The sequence below is a fragment of the Dellaglioa kimchii genome, assembly GCF_046115505.1.
GTDB lineage: Bacteria > Bacillota > Bacilli > Lactobacillales > Lactobacillaceae > Dellaglioa > Dellaglioa kimchii.
Genome location: NZ_CP170736.1, coordinates 1,193,313 through 1,211,943 on the forward strand (window position 1 = coordinate 1,193,313; position 18,631 = coordinate 1,211,943).

The window sequence follows — 18,631 nt, forward strand, 5'->3', positions numbered from 1 at the left end:
ACCCCTTCTAAATATATTCAATCAAAAAAATAGAGCCCGCAAAATTAATTTTGCGTAGCTCCATTTTAATAACCTATTTTTCTAAATCTTGTAATTTTTGATTGTCATCTAATTGTGATTTACCAGCAAGTCCAACTCTTTGAAGAATTTGCATAGCAACCCATAATAGAACTAATGAAACAATAGCGAAGATTGCAAGAACAAATACGCTTATGCCAATTTGTCCACTAACCATTCCAGAAGTTAATGACTCACGGAATCCTAAGGTTGAGTATGTCATTGGTAAGAATGGATGGATGGCATTAAAGAAGCTATTTGTAACTTCCATTGGGAAGGTACCACCTGCGCCACCTAATTGTAACATCAAGAGAACCATGGCCACGAATCGACCAGGATTATCAAATGCCATAGCAAGTGCCATAACAAGATACATCGATGTTAACGAGAATACTGTTGCAATTAAGTAAGTTTCAGCAATATGGTCTGCTTGTAACCCGAACATAAGCATCCCTGTAACTTCAACAAGTGCCATACCAAGGGCAACGACAGTTCCAATAGCAACTTTACTCCAGAACCAAGCTGTTGCTGATTGACCTTCAGTTGAAATTTTACGGATTGGGAATGCAAAGTTAAAGACGATTGCCCCAACGTACAATGCAAGTGAAAGAACATATGGTGCTAAAGCATGTCCATAGTTAGGAACATAACTGTAATTCTTATGTTCCAATTCTGAAGGTGCTGCAAACATATTAGCTGTCTTGTTAGTTGCCTTAATTCCATTAACTGTATCTGATCCTGTTTTAAGAGCAGTAGCTAATGTTTTTGACCCTTTTTTAAGTGATTTAGAACCATCACCTAATTTAGCTGAGTTATCATCTAATTTTTGGGTCCCTGCAGCTAATTTATCAACTCCAGCAACAAGTGTTGGTACTTGTTCATTCAAGCTTACTAAACCATTTGATAATGTACCTGAACCAGTAGCTAATTGACTAACTCCTGATGTCAATGTTGGTACTGATCCATTTAATGTTGATAATCCTGTACTTAATTGACCTGAACCTGAAACAAGTGCGCCACTATTTGCTGCTAATTGTGATGATCCATTAGCTAGTTGACTAACTCCTGATGTCAATGTTGGTACTGATCCATTTAATGTTGATAATCCTGTACTTAATTGACCTGAGCCTGATACTAAGGCACCATTGTTTCCAATTAATGTTTTAGAACCATCATTAGCACTTGATACACCTGCAGTGTATTTTTGTACACTTGGAATCAAGCCAGGAGTTTTATCTGTACCATTTAATCCAGCCATAATTTGACCTAATCCAGCATTTAGTAAGTCTGTTGCTTGGATAGCACCATAAGGACTTTCCTTTGTACCAGAACCTGTTTGTGTTAAACCAGTTTTTACAGTATTTAATCCAGCCATTAATTTATCAATAGCTTTCTTAGCACCTGCTGTTACTTGTGGTTCTTGAGCAGATAACTCAGCAACACCCGTCTTTAATGCTTGTAATTTAGGTAGTAATTCTTGAATAGCTGCTAATTCTTTTTGAATTGATTTTAATTTGTCACCATTATCGGTCAACGGTGTTGTCATATCAGATAAATCTGTTTTAATTTTTGTTGTATTATTACCAGATGCTGCCAAACTTGTGCCAGCAGTTTGAAGATTACTTCCTAATCCATTAACAGAAGCAGCAATACTTTTTGCTAACGTTGGATTAGATTTCTCTAAAGCTGCAAAATCAGGTGATTTTACAAAGGTAACTAAAGCACCCATATTACTTTGTGCATCCTTAAGTTGTGCAGCAACACTGGATGTGTTAGTTGTACTATAAAGATTATTATTTAATTCACTCAATTGTGAACCAGCATCTGTTGCTTTTGCGGCAACAAGTTTAGTATTAGCTCCAATTTGAGTTAAATCTGCTGTTAATTTTTTAGCATCAATATTAGGTGCATTTGTGCCATTTAATTCAGAATTTAACTTAGAGATTCCTGAATCTAATGCTGTAAATCCAGCATTTAATTTTGCCATTTCAGCTTGTGAATCTGGACTATTTAATTGTGTATCTAGAGTTGCAGCAGAATCCTTCAAGCTTTTAGTTAACGATTGTTCGCCAGCTTGAACTGTTGTAATACCACCTCTTAATGTAATTATTCCATCATTTAATGCTTTAGAATTTGAGCTTAATTGACTCAAGCCACTATTTAATATAGTAACTCCATTAGTATAACCTTTTACGCCACTTGCTAACGTTGTTGAGCCATCATTTAACTTCGTTACTCCTGAAGCTAATGTACCTGTACTTCCATTCAATGTTTGTAATCCCGTGTTAACCGTTCCAACACCGTTAGTATATGTTTTTACGCCACTTGCCAACGTTGTTGAGCCAGTATCTAGCTTCGATACTCCTGAAGCTAATGTACCTGTACTATTATTAAGTTTTGATAAGCCAGCACTTAAAGAACCAGCGCCTGTTGCTAATTTTTGAACACCATTTTTTAATGGAACAACACTAGTTGAAAGTGTTTGAACACCATTATTAACAGTTCCAACACCAGTAATGTAGCTATTTAAACCATCATTCAATGTTATAGTCCCATCAGACAATGTTTTAGAACCAGTTGCAGCTGTCTTAAAGCCTTTACCAATTGTTTTAACTTGGCCGAAAATAGCTGTTGCATATGCTTTCGTGACTGATTCACGAATTTGGCTATTTAATTGTTTTGCTGCTGTTTCACTGATAACTTCACCAATGTAGTTACGAGATGCATTAGTATCGTATGTGATTTTCATCTTTTTAGGATTTGTATCCATTAAAGTTGCAGCATTTGAAGAGAAGTTTTTAGGCAACGTAATTGTTGTGTAGTACTTGTTATCTTTCATCCCTTGTTTTGCTTGTTTAGCAGAAACGAATGTCCACTTCAATTGGTCATTATTCTTCAACTCTTTTACAAGTTGATCCCCAACATCCAATGTCGTTCCGTTATATTTAACAGATTCATCGTTATTAACGACTGCTACTGGTAAATCACTTGTTTTGCCATATGGATCCCAAACTGATTTCAAGAAGAAAGCAGCATACAGAATCGGAATAAGCATCATAACAATTGTTGAAACAAGAAGTATTCTATTCTTTCCAACAAATTTAAATTCATTCTTAATCATTTTCATTAAAATTGGTGCCCCCTAAATTAATTATTTCTACTATAAAATTTTATCGATACGTTATAATATACATCAAATGTCCACGAAGAACAAATTTTTATTTTCTTTTTAATGTTTTTTTAATCTTACACGACTAAATTGCCTATATAGACAAAAAAATCACCCTAAAAATAGAGATGATTTTATCGATTTAAAATAAATTTCCAAAGAAGTTAGCAATTGCACGCCACATAATAACAAAAATGTTAGCTTTTTCAATTGCATCTTTATTCGTTCCTGTAACAGAAAGTGATTTTTTGCCATCAACATAAGATAATGCATTATCTTTACCAGTCAATTCAAGCGTTCCAATATCACTATTAGCCTTAATTGGGGCTTCTAATCCTGTTTTTTTAACTAAATCAGCATTTTCTGACACTTTTGCTGAAATAGTTGATTTAACTGTTTCGCCTTTTTTCAACCAAACTTTTTGATTAGATTTAAGCATAACTTTAGTTGTTAATTCTTTACCATGGAATACAGGTAAACTATCGGCATTTTTAAATGTTGTACCAGCCTTGATTGTTTCTACATTGAACATGTCAAATACGTATGACATTATTTTCTGTGTATCTGTAAAACGACTCACATCTGTTTCACTCTTATGTGATGATCCTAAAACGACAGTAATAATTCGATGACCGTCTTTTTTTACAGTTCCTGTAAAACATTCGCCAGCTTTGTCAGAAGTACCTGTCTTTAATCCATCAACAGGTAATTCTGTATAAGCCTTAGCCAAACCAGGTAACATCCAGTTCCAGTTTTCCATTAATGTTTGGTCAGATGTTCCTTTATCGAAATATTTACGTTTGATACTTGTTGTTTTTAATACTTCTGGATATTTTTTAAGTAAGTTTTTAGCAATAATTCCCATGTCTTTAGCTGTTAATTCATTTTCATCTGATGCAGCTGACCCAGGGTATCGATCAGCTTTACTGATATCACTATTAGTTAAACCAGAAACATTATCAATCTTAGCATCTGTAATTCCCCATGACTTAACCTTTGCACGCATTAATGTAACGAAATCTTTTTGTGAGCCCGATACTTCATGAGCAAGTGCCATAATAGCCCCATTTGCTGAGTAAATTAAACTAGCATCATACAGTTGTTTAACTGTATATTCTTTCGTTTTACTCAACGGAACGTTTGATAACGATGTATCTTGACTAATTTTATAAGAATCATTATCAATCTTAACTTTTTGATCCCAAGTTAATTTACCACTCTTAATTTGATCTAAAATAATATCAACCGAAATTAATTTTGTCATTGATGCAATTGGTAAAACAGCATCAGCGTTTTTTTCATAAATAACTTGTCCAGTATCTGCATCAATTGCTAAAGCAGCTTTAGCTGTTAAATTAATAGCGCTTGAACTGGTTGTTGCAGCTGATACAGGTTTAACATCATCTTGAAGTCCCATCGCTGAAACCCCAGTAAATAGTGCTGCCCCTGAAATAAGCCCAATTACGAATTTCTTTGTACGTTTTAAAAATATCATTTTCTTTTTTCCCTCTTAACTTCTCTTATTCATTTAAGAATACCCAATAATAGCTACTCTTGCAACTGTTCTTCTTGCTTTCTAGTTAATTTTATATTCTTACCCAAAGGCAGATGAATGACAAAACTAGTTAGCTCTTCATTTGATACAACATATATGTACCCACCGTGAAGCGTAACAATACTTTGAGCAATAGCAAGCCCTAATCCAGTACCACCCGTTTTTTGTGAACGAGACTCTTCCACTCGATAGAACCGATCAAATAGCTGGTTAAGTGATTGTTCAGGTATTTTAGGGCCATCATTAGTTACTTTTACGATAACTTCCTGACCAATTTTTTCTGCTTCTAAATAAATATGTTTGCCACCTGATCCATATTTTAAGGCATTAGATATTAAATTATTAAAAACACGGCCTAATTTTTCAGTATCAGCTTCCATCATTAACGGGTTAGGGATCGTATTACTACTAATTGTCATTTCTTTATTTTTAGCTTCAAGTTCAAAACTAGCTGCTAACTGTTCTAACATTTGATTCATATCAAAATTAATCGCATTAATTGGCGTCGATGTCTGTCGTACTTTTGTATATTCAAATAAATCTTCTACTAAAACTTTCATCTGCTTTGATTTCACAAATGCCGTATGCGTGTAAGATAATAAATCTTCTTGCGAATTATATTGATTATCTTCTATTAAACCTAAGTAACCAATAATTGATGTTAATGGCGTTCGAATATCGTGACTAACATTGGTAATCAGTTCATCCTTTGAATTCTCAATACGCCGTTCTTCTTCCATTGATTCAATTGTACTTTGAACCAAAGCATTAATACTTGAAACTACCCGTGCCATATCGCCTTGTAGTTTAAAAGGAATTTGGTGATCATAGTGGCCATCCGCAATATAATGCAATTCCGAAATAACATGACGTAACTGCATTTGATGATAACGTCGAATTAGTCGCCAATAGAGAACGACAACGTCCACAATAAGCATGAACGCAACAAAAACATTACCCCAACTCCAGACATTGAAATCATTCGGCCCAAAAGTTAATGCCGTCTTAATTTGGAAAATACCATTCTCAAGTCCTGGGTTTGAAGCAATTGTTTGATTTAATAGAATAAAAATTGATAAATTCAGTAAAATTAATAGAATAATCGTGATAAATCCTTCTGCGATTAGTTCACTTTTTTCTCTACCAGTTAATTTCAAAAATAACCCCTCACTAATGCATTTCTATCTTGTATCCAACGCCCCAGACAGTTTTGATAATATCATCACCGTTTGTTGCTGCTTCAATTTTATCACGTAAATGGCTCACATGAACCATCACTGTTTTAGCAGAAATAATTGATTCTTGTTGCCAAACTTGTTCAAAAATATCATCCGCAGAGTACACATGATTTGGATGTGAAGCTAATAAATATAAAATACCGAATTCTAAAGCAGTTAACTGGATATCACTACCTTCAACCGTTTGAACTTCATGAGAGTCTTTTTTAATAATTAACGGTCCGATTTCAAGTGCAACATCAGGTGCCGGATTCGAGTTTTGGCTACGACGGAGTAATGATTTAACACGTGCCATAATCTCTAATGGATTAAATGGCTTAACAACATAATCATCAGCACCTGTAATCAGTCCACGAATTTTGTCCATATCTTCTGTTTTAGCAGAAACCATTAATATTGGGATTTCTGAAGTTTTACGAACCTCTTTAATGACATCCATTCCGTTCATTTTAGGCATCATAACGTCGAGAATCATTACACCGATTTCTGGCATTTCTTCTAATTTTTCAATTGCTTCAAGTCCATTTTGAGCAGTAATTGCTTCGTAACCTTCATTTTTTAAATAAATAGAGATTAAATCAACGATTTCTTTTTCATCATCTACAACTAAAATTTTCATTGGATATCTCCTGACTTTTCTTTACTTATAATATATTGTATCAAATATCTCACACGATAACTTTAAAGAATTAGTTAAGTCTACTTAACTATTTACTACAAAAAAGCTTTCATAAAAAAACGAAAGCTACTACCATTTTATAAGTTACTTGTAGTTTTTCCCCCTGAACATAATCAATAGTTAACAAATTTATATCCCCCTATAATATTCATAACTATAGTGTAGTCTATAAATTTAAATGCTTCCACGATTGATACTTATTTTAAGACAAATTGATTTAAAACTCTCCGTTAAAAAAGCGTGATTTCTTTTAAATGAAAGAAATCACGCCTTTTTAATTATTATTTAACTGAGTAATTAGGTGCTTCTTTTGTAATTTGAACATCATGTGGATGTGATTCAATTAAACCAGCACCTGAAATTTGAACAAATTGTGCATCATCTTGTAATGCCTTCAATGTTCCAGCGCCAACGTAACCCATACCTGAATGTAAACCTCCAACCATTTGGAAAATAATATCAGCCAAACTTCCCTTATATGATACACGGCCTTCAATACCTTCTGGCACTAATTTATTAGCTTCGTTTACGCCACTTTGGAAGTAACGATCAGAAGAACCATTTGATTGTTCCATAGCTGCTAAACTTCCCATACCGCGGTAAACTTTGAAACGACGACCTTCATAAATTTCGAATTCACCGGGAGCTTCATCAGTTCCAGCTAACATACTACCTAACATAACAGCATTACCACCGGCAGCAAGAGCTTTAACGATATCACCAGAGTATTTAATACCCCCATCAGCAATGATTGTCTTACCATATTCACGAGCTACTTCGGCAGCATCATAAATAGCTGTCAATTGTGGAACACCAACACCGGCAACAATCCGTGTTGTACAGATTGATCCAGGTCCAATCCCAACTTTAACAACATCAACACCAGCATCGTAAAGGGCACGAGTTGCTTCGCCCGTTGCGACATTACCTGCGATTAAAGTTGCTTCTGGAAATTGTGCTCTAATTTCAGTGATTTTACGGATAACACCGGCTGAGTGACCATGAGCAGTATCGATAATTAAAGCATCAGCTCCGGCATCTAGTAGCGCTGTAGCACGTTCAAATGTATCACTTGTAACACCAACAGCAGCGGCAGCAAGTAAGCGACCATGTTCATCTTTAGCTGCATTAGGAAATTCGACAACTTTTTCAATATCTTTAATTGTTATTAAACCAGTTAAACGACCATTTTTATCAATGATTGGTAATTTTTCAATTTTATTTTTTTGGAGAATTTTTTCAGCTTCTTTAAGCGAAGTACCTTCGGCAGCTGTTACTAATCCTTCTTTAGTCATGACACTATCAATTAAGACTGACATATCAGAAACAAAACGTAAATCACGATTCGTGATGATACCAACCAATAAACGATTTTCTAATGTTTCAACGATTGGAACACCACTAATACGGTAACGTTTCATCAATTGTTCAGCATCTGCAACAGAATGTTGCGGTGTTAAATAGAAAGGATCAATAATAACGCCACTTTCAGAACGTTTTACTTTTCTGACTTCTTCAGCTTGTTGTTCGATGCTCATATTTTTATGAATAACACCTAATCCACCTTGGCGAGCCATAGCAATCGCCATTTTAGAATCTGTAACAGTATCCATGCTAGCACTTAAAATTGGGACATTTAATTTGATGTTCTTAGCTAATTGTACGCTGATATCAACCTCGTTCGGTAATACATGACTTTCTGCAGGTATTAACAACACGTCATCAAAAGTAAATCCTTTTTTAGCGAACTTCGTTTCCCAATTTGACATTTTAAAACCAGCTTTCTACTTTTATTTTGTTTACTAACATACCAGATAAGCTCAACATTGGTCAAGGTTATCGTCTGATTCTTATTAACTTATAATCGTTTTTAACTGTAGCAAAAAAAGAGTTCAAAAAATTTACCTGAACTCTTTTAAAAATATCAATCAATTTAAAACATTGTTCGGTTGATATTATAACGACGTTTTACATAAATTCTAACTGCAAATGCGATTAATGCAATTACAAGATAAACAGGAGCTGGTAACAATGCATTAAGCGGTCCTGGAATCAATGCCACTAACATGTAGGCAAAAATCCACACCGCAATAAAGGCCACAAATACTAGTAATGTAACCCAGAAAGCTGGTTTGTCTTCTTTTTTGACATTTGGACCATATTTTTTGTAGAAGAGTGCTGCCCCGATACCACCCAAAATTGATGTAATTAATAGTGTTAACAATCCACCAGCACCAGTAGTTTCTGCTTGCGTACTGGTCTTACTCATTAATCCCATAACACCGTACATACCAGCAAAAATTAATAACATCATCAACCCATTATCTAAAGCCGTTAACCAAAAACTACTTGTTGGTTCTGCAGCTTTTTTCTGTGGGCCCATAATGATATCAGTTGCTTTGGTACTAACAGGACCGTATAGTTTAGTTGCTGTTACACCTTTATGCTGTTCGGTGCGAAGTTCTGCAACAATTTCACTAATAACTGTATTTCGTTTTTCATCATTAATTTTTGAATCTTTTAAAATACTATTTAAACGGTAAACATAATCTTCATTACGCTTCGTTAATCCCGCAAAGGGGCCTTTATCCTGTAGCTTCGTTTCTTTTTCTAAACGTTCTTTTTGTTTTGCTGCAGCTATCGCATTTCTCTCTTCAACTGATGTTTCTTCGACTTTATTTTCATCTGACATAACTAACAACCCCTACTGACTTATTTTATTTAGACGTTAAATCTGAACTCAATAATATCGCCATCTTGTACGACATATTCTTTACCTTCTGAACGTAAACGACCAGCTTCACGAACTGCTGCGACGCTTCCATTTTTATCTAAATCAGCAAATGACATTGTTTCAGCACGGATAAATCCACGTTCAAAATCTGAATGAATAATTCCGGCAACTTGAGGTGCTTTCATCCCTTGCTTAAAGGTCCATGCTCGTGTTTCGGCACCACCAGCAGTAAAGAATGTTGCTAACCCTAGCAATTTATAAGATGCTCTGATTAAACGATCAAGACCTGATTCTTCAACACCAGCTGCTTCAAGGAAATCAAGCTTATCTTCATCATCTAGTTCAGCAATTTCTTCTTCTGTTTTAGCAGAAACGGCTAAACATTCTGAGCCTTCTTCTTTTGCAAAAGCTTCAATTAATTTTACATACTTATTAGCACTTGGATCAGCCATATCATCTTCAGCAATATTAGCGACATAAAGAACTGGTTTGTTCGTTAATAAAAACATACCTTTAACATATTTTTCTTCTTCTTCATCAAATTCAATTGAGCGAACGGCATGTCCAGCTTCAAGAACTGGTTTGATTTTTTGTAAAATACTGAATTCAGCCAACGCATCTTTATCTTTTGTTCTAGCCACTTTTTCAACTTTAGCATAACGTTTTGTCACACTATCTAAATCTGCAAAAACAAGTTCTAAATTGATTGTTTCAATATCGTCCATTGGATCCACTTTATCAGAAACATGTGTGATATTATCATCGTCAAATGCACGAACAACGTGCACAATAGCATCAACTTGACGAATATTTTCTAAAAATTTATTACCAAGTCCTTCACCTTTACTTGCGCCTTTAACAATACCGGCAATATCCGTAAATTCAAAAGTTGTATGAATAATTTTTTTAGCAGGGACTACTTCATCGATACGTGCTAATCGTTTATCTGGGACTTCAACCATCCCAACGTTTGGATCAATTGTCGCAAATGGGTAATTAGCCATTTCCGCGCCTGCTTTTGTAATTGCGTTAAATAAAGTTGATTTACCTACGTTTGGTAATCCTACGATTCCTGCCGTTAATGCCATAATTAGACGTCACTCTTTTCATTTATTTTGTATTATCTTCTGTTGTTGCTTTTTCTAACATTTTTTTCATCTTTTTCTCAAATTCTCGTCTAGGTAATAAAATAAGATGCCCACATCCTAAACACTTAATGCGAATATCCATTCCCATTCGCACGATTTCCCAACGGTTAGTCCCACAAGGATGTGGTTTTTTCATTTCAACAATATCATGTAAGTCATACATACAGACTAACCTCCTAGTCTAGTGAAATATCAAGTAAGTCCAAAATACGGTTCAAATCATCCGTTGATAAGTAGTCAATTTCTATCTTACCTTTATGATTTTTTTTGCTCTGTTGGATAGAAACTTGTGTTCCAAATTTTTCTTTTAACAAGTTCTCACTTTGTTGAACATAAATTGATTTTTCAACTTCGTTCACTTTTTTAGTATTCTTTTTAATTTCGCCATTCATTTGGGCAATTACTTTTTCCAACTCACGAACAGTTAGATTTTCTTTGACTGTTCTTTTAGCTAATGCCCCAATTTTTTGTTTATCTTTAAGTGACAGCAATGTTCTTGCTTGACCCATCGATAACTGATCAACTTGGAGTAATTCTTTAACTGAATTGGGCAATCCTAATAAACGCAAATAATTAGCAATATAAGGACGACTTTTGCCTAATCGCTCTGAAACTTGTGACTGCGTTAAATTTAATTTTTCCATCAACATGTTATAAGCTTCTGCCTCTTCTAAAGGAGACAATTCTTCACGTTGTAAATTTTCCAAAATGGCAACTTCCATCATTGCTTCTTCTGTCATCGTTCTAATAATTGCAGGGACATCTGTTAGTCCTGCTAATTTAGATGCACGGAAACGACGTTCTCCTGCAATGATTTCATAACCCTTAATGACTGATTCTCTTACAATAATTGGTTGGAAGACACCTGATTTTTTGATAGACGCAGCTAATTCTTTTAGGGCATCTTCATCAAATGTTTTACGAGGTTGGTAAGGATTAGGGCGAATTTCAGCTAAGTTTAAACGAACAACAGATTCTTTTGTATCATCATATTGATCAAGTTCATCCTGAAATAACGCGTTAATCCCTTTTCCAAGACCTTTTTTATTATTTACCATGCGCTTTTAACACTTCCTTTGCCAATTCCATATAGACTTGAGCACCCTTCGACTTAGGATCGTAATCAATAATTGCCATCCCATGGCTAGGTGCTTCAGACAAGCGGACATTTCGCGGAATAATTGTCTTGTAGACTTTTTCTGCAAAATATTTTTGCACCTCAGACACAACTTCTGCGCCTAAATTTGTACGTGCATCATACATTGTCATTAAAACGCCTTCAATGGCTAAATCTGGATTAAAATGCTTTTGAACTAAACGAATTGTGTTAAGCAATTGGCTTAAACCTTCCAAAGCGTAGTACTCACTTTGAACAGGAATTAAAATCGATTTACTAGCTGTAAAGGCATTAATTGTAATCAACCCAAGTGATGGTGGGCAATCTATTAAAATATAGTCATACTGATCTTCAATTGTTTTAACGGCATCCAATAATCTTGTTTCACGAGCCATTTGTGGTGTTAACTCAATCTCAGCACCAGCCAATTGAATAGTTGCCGGAACAATGTCTAAACCTTTGTGACTAGTAGCTAAAATTGTCTCCTTAATTGGAAATTCATTAACTAAAACATCATAAATATCTTTTTTTATTGTTGATTTTTCAATACCGACACCACTTGTTGAATTTCCTTGAGCATCCGTATCTATTAATAAAACGCGCTTACCTAACTCGGCTAAACAAGCGCCTAAATTCACACTCGTTGTTGTTTTACCAACGCCACCTTTTTGGTTTGCTAATGAAATAACAATTCCCATGTTTGATTAACCCTCCTTTTTTGATTCAATCACATCAATAATAACGCGATACCCTGAATCAGTTTTTTCTTGTTTTAATTTAATCGTTACGCCGTTATTTTCTATAACTTGAACAGCTTGTTTTAGGGTATTAATCACTAATCTTTTATCAGGATTACCCTTTTTCGTATTTTTCTTTTCAGACACTTTTGATTCTGGTTTAATTTTATTAACTGAAATTAACTTTTCAGTTTCTTTTACTGTTAATTTCTCTTTTAAAATACGTTTTAATAATTTTTTTTGATCTCTGGCTGATAAACTAACCATTGCTCTTCCGTGACGTTCAGATATTTGTTGCGCCATAATTGCCGTTTGTACGTCATGCTCTAATTTTAATAAGCGTAATTTATTAGCAACAAATGCTTGGCTTTTACCCATATTTTCAGCTAATTTCGACTGTGATAAATGGTTTAAACTCATTAATTTACTGTAGGCCTCTGCCTCTTCAATTGCCGTTAGTTCCTCACGTTGTAAATTTTCAATTAGTGCCATCGAAGCCGCTTGGTCGTCGTCCATTTTCTGAACAATTGCTGGAATTTTTTCCCATCCTAATGAAGATGCTGCCCGAAAACGGCGTTCCCCAGCAATAATTTCATATTTTCCAGTCTCATACTCCCGCAGAATAATAGGCTGTAATAACCCATGTTCTTTAAGTGTTTGTGCCAATTCATCAATTTTTTGATCATCAAAGACACGACGAGGTTGAAAGCGATTGGGTACAATAGTCGTAATAGAAATGTCACTAACCTTCGTTTGATTCGTTTCATCTTCTTGTTGATTTTTACGATTTCCTAAAAATGAAAATGCCATTTTCCGACGACCTCCTGACTATATCTTATTTACAAGTGGGGTACGTCCAGGTACGCCCGCTTTTCTAGGGTATTTTTTAGGGCTTAATTTGACTTTATCAACGACTAATATATGACGTTCGTCATCTGAAATTGGTAAAGTAAATTCATGATTAGCCACAACTTGACCACCTAAAAGCTTGATAGCATATTCGGCATCGACTAATTCTTCGTCCATTTTTTGAGCTTTTAGAGCAATAAATTGGCCATTTAATTTAACTAAAGGTAAGCACAATTCGGATAGTACGCTCAATCTTGCAACAGCACGAGCTGTCACGATATCATATTGCTCTCTGTATAAACTTTTTTTACCTGCAAATTCTTCAGCACGATTATGAAAAAAAGCAACCCCTGTAATATCTAATTTGTCCGCCAATTCATTTAAAAAGTTGATACGTTTATTCAACGAATCAACAATAGTCACCGTTAATTGCGGAAAAGCAATCTTCAGTGGAATTGAAGGGAAGCCGGCACCTGCGCCGACGTCACAAATAGATAAGGGCTCGCTTTGTATTTCTTTTGAATAAAAAGCAGGCGTTAAAGAATCATAAAAATGTTTCAAATAAACGTCTGATTTTTCTGTAATAGCAGTCAGATTAAGGTTTTCATTTGTCATTACTAAAAATTCATAGTATGTTTCAAATTGTGCCATTTGTCTGTCTGTTAAATTAATGTCTTTTTCAGCTAATGATTGACGAAATTCTTCTGGATTCATATGACTGGCCCTCCGTTATTTGTGAAACAAAACGATGTTTCACGTCCTGTTTAACTTTAACGTATTTAGGCCAGAAATACAAGCCAACTGTAAGATTCTCTATCCTACTAATTTATCAAATTTTTTAAGTTTTGAAATTAATAATTCGACAAATTTTGCACGGTCAATTGATAATAAGACTTCTGTATTTTTTTCTAATCCTAATAAATCAAATTTATCAACGATTGTCTCGCCTCTAGTAAGATCACCATTAACCTCAACATCAACATGGTACTTTTCACTTGTGAATAATTCAGGATGTAACATCCAAGCAATTGTACAAGGGTCATGTAATGGAATACCGTCAAATCCCCATTTTTCTTGACCATAATAGATACCGTAAAATTTCAATAACCCATAAGCTGATTGCGCTACTTTATTATTAATCTTACCAATTTCTTCAATTTCAGAATCTAAAATTTGTGCTTGATGAGTTAAGTTTAATCCAGCCATAACCATTGGAATAGAGTCATTTAAAACCATTTTTGCTGACTCTGGGTCCACAGCTATATTAAATTCTGAACCAGGTTTAACATTTCCAACATCCGTTGAACCACCCATAAAGACAATTTTTTCAATTTTACTTTTTAATTCAGGATAGACAGCTAAAAATAGTGCCATATTTGTCATTGGACCCGTGACAACCATTGTAACTTTTTCAGCACTTTTAGATAATGTTTCTGCAATTAACTCAATTGCTGTTAAATTGGTTACTGGAATTTCAGATTTAGGTAACTCTGTTCCATCAACACCAGTGTCTCCATGAACAGCATCGGCAATCATTAATTCTTGTAGTAAAGGTTTTTTATTTCCACTAGCAACAGGAATATCTGTTCGTTCCATCAATGTTAGTAGTCGACAAGCGTTATCAAATGTTTTATCAGGTGTTTGATTTCCAGCGGATGTTGTCACCGCACGTAAATCAAATTCTGGTGAAGCAATAATCATCATTAACGCTAATGCGTCATCATGTCCTGGATCACAATCTAAAATAATTGGTGTTTTTGTCATAATAAAATCTCCTCTTCAATCGAATTATTTTTCTGCATTTTTAATGCAATTAATAAATATATTTATGATCTGCCTTGTTAAAATTCCAGAATGGTACTTTTACAACACCTTGAATTTTTGACTTATCAACGAATCCCCAGTAACGACTATCATTAGATACTGAGCGATGATCTCCTAAAACAAAGTATTTATCTGAAGGCACTCTGATAGCTGAAGTATCTTTAACCCATTGATTATCTGTAGCCAATGACTTGAATGTCCAGTTTTTAGAATTTATGTTCTGAACCCTTGTCCCTACTGTTTTTTGATAAGTTGAAATGTAAGGTTCTTCAATTTCTTTACCATTAACATAGATATGATCATTTTTAAATTCTACTGTATCACCAGGCATTCCAATAACACGTTTAACATACTCTTGACCCTCTGTTGCATCAGGATCTACGCCGTATGCATCAAAAACAACTGTACTAAAGCGCTTAATATCAATAACTTTAACAACAGCAACGTGCTCATTATTAACTAAGTTAGGTTGCATCGATGGCCCATCAACACGTACCATTGTAACGACAAATGTTTTTAAAAGCATCGCGATTATTAACCCGATTGCAATCGGTATAATCCAACTCATTATTTCTTTAACTATTCTTTTCATATTTCCACCTAATCATTATATTTTTTATCCCCTTATTTAGTTAATTATACGCCAACTATTTAAGGACTTTCAATATCCAATAATTCAAATGATACCAGACAATGAAATCCCTTTCTATTAAAACTTGAAATTTCATTTGCAACCATGTAAAACGACTGGTATAGTTTTAATTAGTTCTATTAGTATAGAAACATAAGGTTTCTGTAATATTTTTGTAACATCGGGGGCGATATATTTTAATTTAAAATATATTGAAAGTGTTCTAAACCATTATTACATATGGGATTTACTTAATTAAATAAATTATAAGTTAAATACATAAATCATCATTATCATTGATATATAAACATTACTTAGTATATATTACAAAATCATACTAAGTTGTAATAGTTTTTGTATTTGATTGCAACACTAACCGGTTACAATAGTTACTATAGTATAAATCCAATAAAATAAGAAAGTAGATGTGACTCAACTTGAATAACACACTTAAATCATTATTACTCGGTACAGTTGGTACCGCTGGCCTCCTTCTTGCATCTAACGCAACTGCTGATGCAGCAACAGTTAAAGTTCAAACAAACGATACTGTTTGGGCTTTTTCTCAGAAGTATGGCGTTTCAATCAAAACAATCGAAACTTTAAACAATATTGACGCAAATTCTCATATTATTGTAAGTGGTCAATCATTAAATATTCCTGAAAAGGATAGAAACGCTAAAGCAAGCTCAACACAAAAAAGTACTTCAGCTAAAACAAGTACTATCGTTACTACTAATACTTCAGTAAATAAAACATCCGTTACTGTTAAAAATGGTGATTCATTATGGTCAATCGCTAAAGAAAACGGTATTTCAATCTCAGCACTTCGTTCGGCTAATGGATTTGCTGATAACTCAGCACTTATCTTACCCGGTCAAAAATTAACATTAACTGGTTCAAAAGCGGTAGCTGCAAGTACTACTGTTACTCCCGCTAAAGTAACACCAGCTAAAACTGTTAAAGTAGAAACAAATACTGCTAAGCCAGTTGCTACAACTCCTAAAGCAGAAGTAAGTGCTGCTAAATCAGTTACTGCAACTCCTAAAGTAGAAACAGCTACACCTAAAGCAGCAGCATCTACTACAAATAATAAGACTGTTACTGTTAAAAACGGCGATTCATTATGGTCAATCGCTCAATCAAACGGCATTACTATCTCAGCACTATGTGATGCAAATGGTTTATCTTCAAATTCGATGATTAACCCTGGCCAAACATTAAACTTAACAGGTTCAATGGCTAAAGTAGCTTCTACAACTACTGAAAAAGTTGTTACACCTGCAAAAGCTACAACAACACCTAAAGCTGCTGCAAGTTCTAATACTACTTCAACAGCTAACACTGCTGCTACAAGTTCTAATACTACTTCAACAGCTAACACTGCTGCAAGCTCTAATACTACTTCAACAGCTAACACTGCTGCTACAAGTTCTAATACTACTTCAACAGCTAACACTGCTGCTACAAGTTCTAATACTACTTCAACAGCTAACACTGCTGCTACAAGTTCTAATACTGCTTCAACAGCTAACACTGCTGCTGCAAGTTCTAACACTGCTTCAACAGCTAACACTGCTGCTGCAAGCTCTACAACACAAACAGCAAGCTACTCAGCAAGCAAAGTTATCTCTGTTGCTAAAGCATACATAGGTACTCCTTATGTTTGGGGTGGATCAACTCCTTCTGGTTTTGATTGTTCAGGATTCACACAATATGTATTCGCAAAAGTTGGTATTAACTTAAACCGTAATACTATTGGACAAGAATCAAATGTTTCTAAGAAATCAACTGCTGCTGCTCAACCTGGAGATTTATTATTCTGGGGAGCTCAAGGTTCTACTTACCATGTTGGTATTTACTTAGGTGGTGGCCAATATATCGCTGCTCCAGAACCTGGTCAAAATGTTAAAATTGGTGCATTAGCATATTACCCTGCTTCATTTGCTGGTACTGTTAATAAATAATATTATGAAGGTCCTACTCACTAAGTGAGTAGGACCTTTTTTTATAGATTTATATATATAAAGTATTCTGGTTCGGAATCTATGAAAGTTGCTAAAGTCGGAAATAAGACCATTTGATACCTTAATTTTATTATTTGTTCCTTTTAAACGATCGTTAGTAGACTAATAGCCAAAGTTTTGACAGACCATCCCTTGGTTCTTCCATAAGATTATGTTTTCTATTTCAAAATAAAAATCTTATACTCTTCAGCTTATTTATCACTAATTAAAACCTGGCATTAATGATTTTTACACTACTATTAACAACTGATATTAGGAACCATTTATTTTTAACAATCGTTACTCACTTTAAAATGTTTCATGTGAAACATTTTAAAGTGCCATAAAAACAAAAACTAACTTTTTCTTTTAATTTTGGCTATTTGGTGTATTATAAAGCTATTCGGGCCCTTAGCTCAGTTGGGAGAGCGTCTGCTCCGCAAGTAGAAGGTCGACGGTTCAAATCCGTTAGGGTCCATAATAATTACTATAAATTTTACAATCTAAAAAGAGATTAACTTCAAATTGAAGTTAATCTCTTTTTCTTACTCTTCTATTTACATAAGGCTTTCCATTAGCAACATGTTTTGCATGTTGCAACAACGCTGTCATGGTTTCAATAATATGCGGATCGTCAATTTGATAGTACATTAACTTTCCTTCTCGTCTCTGACTAATTATTTGATGTGTTTTTAGCAAACTTAATTGATGAGATAAGTTTGTTTGTTCAACATCAAGTATCTTTGATAATTCAGTTACATTATATTCATGTTGTTCCAATAAATATATTAATTGTAATCTTATTCGATTATTCAATAGCTTAGTTATCATAATTGATTCATCAAGTTCAGCTTTTGGAATTTCTTTGTACGGTTGCATTAATTTCC

16 protein-coding genes and 1 tRNA gene are annotated in these 18,631 nt (G+C 34.4%); 2 read left to right on the plus strand and 15 right to left on the minus strand.

Features of this window, described 5'->3' with window-relative positions; translation table 11 throughout:
- Nucleotides 1–73: 73 nt before the first annotated feature.
- The 14 genes from ACE83Q_RS05905 to lepB all read right to left on the minus strand — a co-directional run bounded on the left by ACE83Q_RS05905 (nucleotide 74) and on the right by lepB (nucleotide 15,699).
- Entirely contained in the window at nucleotides 74–3,184 is a 3,111-nt protein-coding gene (locus tag ACE83Q_RS05905) for a YhgE/Pip family protein (RefSeq protein WP_409021815.1), read from the minus strand.
- A gap of 184 nt (nucleotides 3,185–3,368) precedes the next feature.
- A complete protein-coding gene (locus ACE83Q_RS05910; protein ID WP_409021816.1) occupies nucleotides 3,369–4,721 on the minus strand; it encodes a serine hydrolase in 1,353 nt (450 codons plus the stop codon).
- Nucleotides 4,722–4,774: 53 nt separating this feature from the next.
- A complete protein-coding gene (locus ACE83Q_RS05915) occupies nucleotides 4,775–5,938 on the minus strand; it encodes a sensor histidine kinase (RefSeq protein ID WP_409021817.1) in 1,164 nt (387 codons plus the stop codon).
- Between the two features lie 13 nt (nucleotides 5,939–5,951).
- Entirely contained in the window at nucleotides 5,952–6,638 is a 687-nt protein-coding gene (locus ACE83Q_RS05920; RefSeq protein ID WP_409021818.1) for a response regulator transcription factor, read from the minus strand.
- A gap of 341 nt (nucleotides 6,639–6,979) precedes the next feature.
- Nucleotides 6,980–8,467 carry an IMP dehydrogenase gene (gene guaB, locus ACE83Q_RS05925; protein WP_409021819.1) on the minus strand — a complete coding sequence of 496 codons (1,488 nt, stop codon included), beginning with the start codon at nucleotides 8,465–8,467 and terminating at the stop codon, nucleotides 6,980–6,982.
- A 164-nt stretch (nucleotides 8,468–8,631) separates the two neighbouring features.
- Nucleotides 8,632–9,390 (minus strand): DUF1129 family protein, encoded by a 759-nt coding sequence (locus tag ACE83Q_RS05930; RefSeq protein WP_409021820.1) that lies wholly within the window; start codon nucleotides 9,388–9,390, stop codon nucleotides 8,632–8,634.
- Nucleotides 9,391–9,419: 29 nt separating this feature from the next.
- Nucleotides 9,420–10,520 carry a redox-regulated ATPase YchF gene (gene ychF, locus ACE83Q_RS05935; protein ID WP_409021821.1) on the minus strand — a complete coding sequence of 367 codons (1,101 nt, stop codon included), beginning with the start codon at nucleotides 10,518–10,520 and terminating at the stop codon, nucleotides 9,420–9,422.
- A gap of 22 nt (nucleotides 10,521–10,542) precedes the next feature.
- Nucleotides 10,543–10,743, minus strand: coding sequence for a DUF951 domain-containing protein (locus tag ACE83Q_RS05940; RefSeq protein WP_409021822.1), 201 nt, complete (start codon nucleotides 10,741–10,743; stop codon nucleotides 10,543–10,545).
- A gap of 13 nt (nucleotides 10,744–10,756) precedes the next feature.
- On the minus strand, nucleotides 10,757–11,638 hold the full coding sequence (locus ACE83Q_RS05945; protein WP_409021823.1) for a ParB/RepB/Spo0J family partition protein: 882 nt from the start codon (nucleotides 11,636–11,638) through the stop codon (nucleotides 10,757–10,759).
- The gene (locus ACE83Q_RS05950; RefSeq protein WP_409021824.1) at nucleotides 11,628–12,395 is read right to left on the minus strand and encodes a ParA family protein; all 768 of its coding nucleotides are present in this window, start codon (nucleotides 12,393–12,395) and stop codon (nucleotides 11,628–11,630) included. Before ACE83Q_RS05950 ends, ACE83Q_RS05945 begins: the two co-directional genes overlap by 11 nt.
- 6 nt (nucleotides 12,396–12,401) lie before the next feature.
- A complete protein-coding gene (gene noc / locus ACE83Q_RS05955) occupies nucleotides 12,402–13,244 on the minus strand; it encodes a nucleoid occlusion protein (protein ID WP_409021825.1) in 843 nt (280 codons plus the stop codon).
- 18 nt (nucleotides 13,245–13,262) lie between these two features.
- Nucleotides 13,263–13,997: a 16S rRNA (guanine(527)-N(7))-methyltransferase RsmG gene (rsmG, locus tag ACE83Q_RS05960; protein WP_409021826.1), complete on the minus strand. Its 735-nt coding sequence runs from the start codon at nucleotides 13,995–13,997 to the stop codon at nucleotides 13,263–13,265.
- Nucleotides 13,998–14,096: 99 nt separating this feature from the next.
- The gene (rihA, locus tag ACE83Q_RS05965) at nucleotides 14,097–15,047 is read right to left on the minus strand and encodes a pyrimidine-specific ribonucleoside hydrolase RihA (RefSeq protein WP_409021827.1); all 951 of its coding nucleotides are present in this window, start codon (nucleotides 15,045–15,047) and stop codon (nucleotides 14,097–14,099) included.
- 49 nt (nucleotides 15,048–15,096) lie between these two features.
- Nucleotides 15,097–15,699 carry a signal peptidase I gene (lepB, locus tag ACE83Q_RS05970; protein ID WP_409021829.1) on the minus strand — a complete coding sequence of 201 codons (603 nt, stop codon included), beginning with the start codon at nucleotides 15,697–15,699 and terminating at the stop codon, nucleotides 15,097–15,099.
- Nucleotides 15,700–16,175: 476 nt separating this feature from the next.
- Between lepB and ACE83Q_RS05975 the strand changes: the two genes are divergently transcribed.
- Nucleotides 16,176–17,705: a LysM peptidoglycan-binding domain-containing protein gene (locus tag ACE83Q_RS05975; RefSeq protein ID WP_409021830.1), complete on the plus strand. Its 1,530-nt coding sequence runs from the start codon at nucleotides 16,176–16,178 to the stop codon at nucleotides 17,703–17,705.
- 444 nt (nucleotides 17,706–18,149) lie between these two features.
- Nucleotides 18,150–18,222 (plus strand) — tRNA-Ala (locus ACE83Q_RS05980).
- 53 nt (nucleotides 18,223–18,275) lie between these two features.
- On the opposite strand, the gene ACE83Q_RS05985 is transcribed toward ACE83Q_RS05980, so the two are convergent.
- Nucleotides 18,276–18,623 (minus strand): ArsR/SmtB family transcription factor, encoded by a 348-nt coding sequence (locus ACE83Q_RS05985; RefSeq protein ID WP_409021832.1) that lies wholly within the window; start codon nucleotides 18,621–18,623, stop codon nucleotides 18,276–18,278.
- Nucleotides 18,624–18,631: the final 8 nt, after the last annotated feature.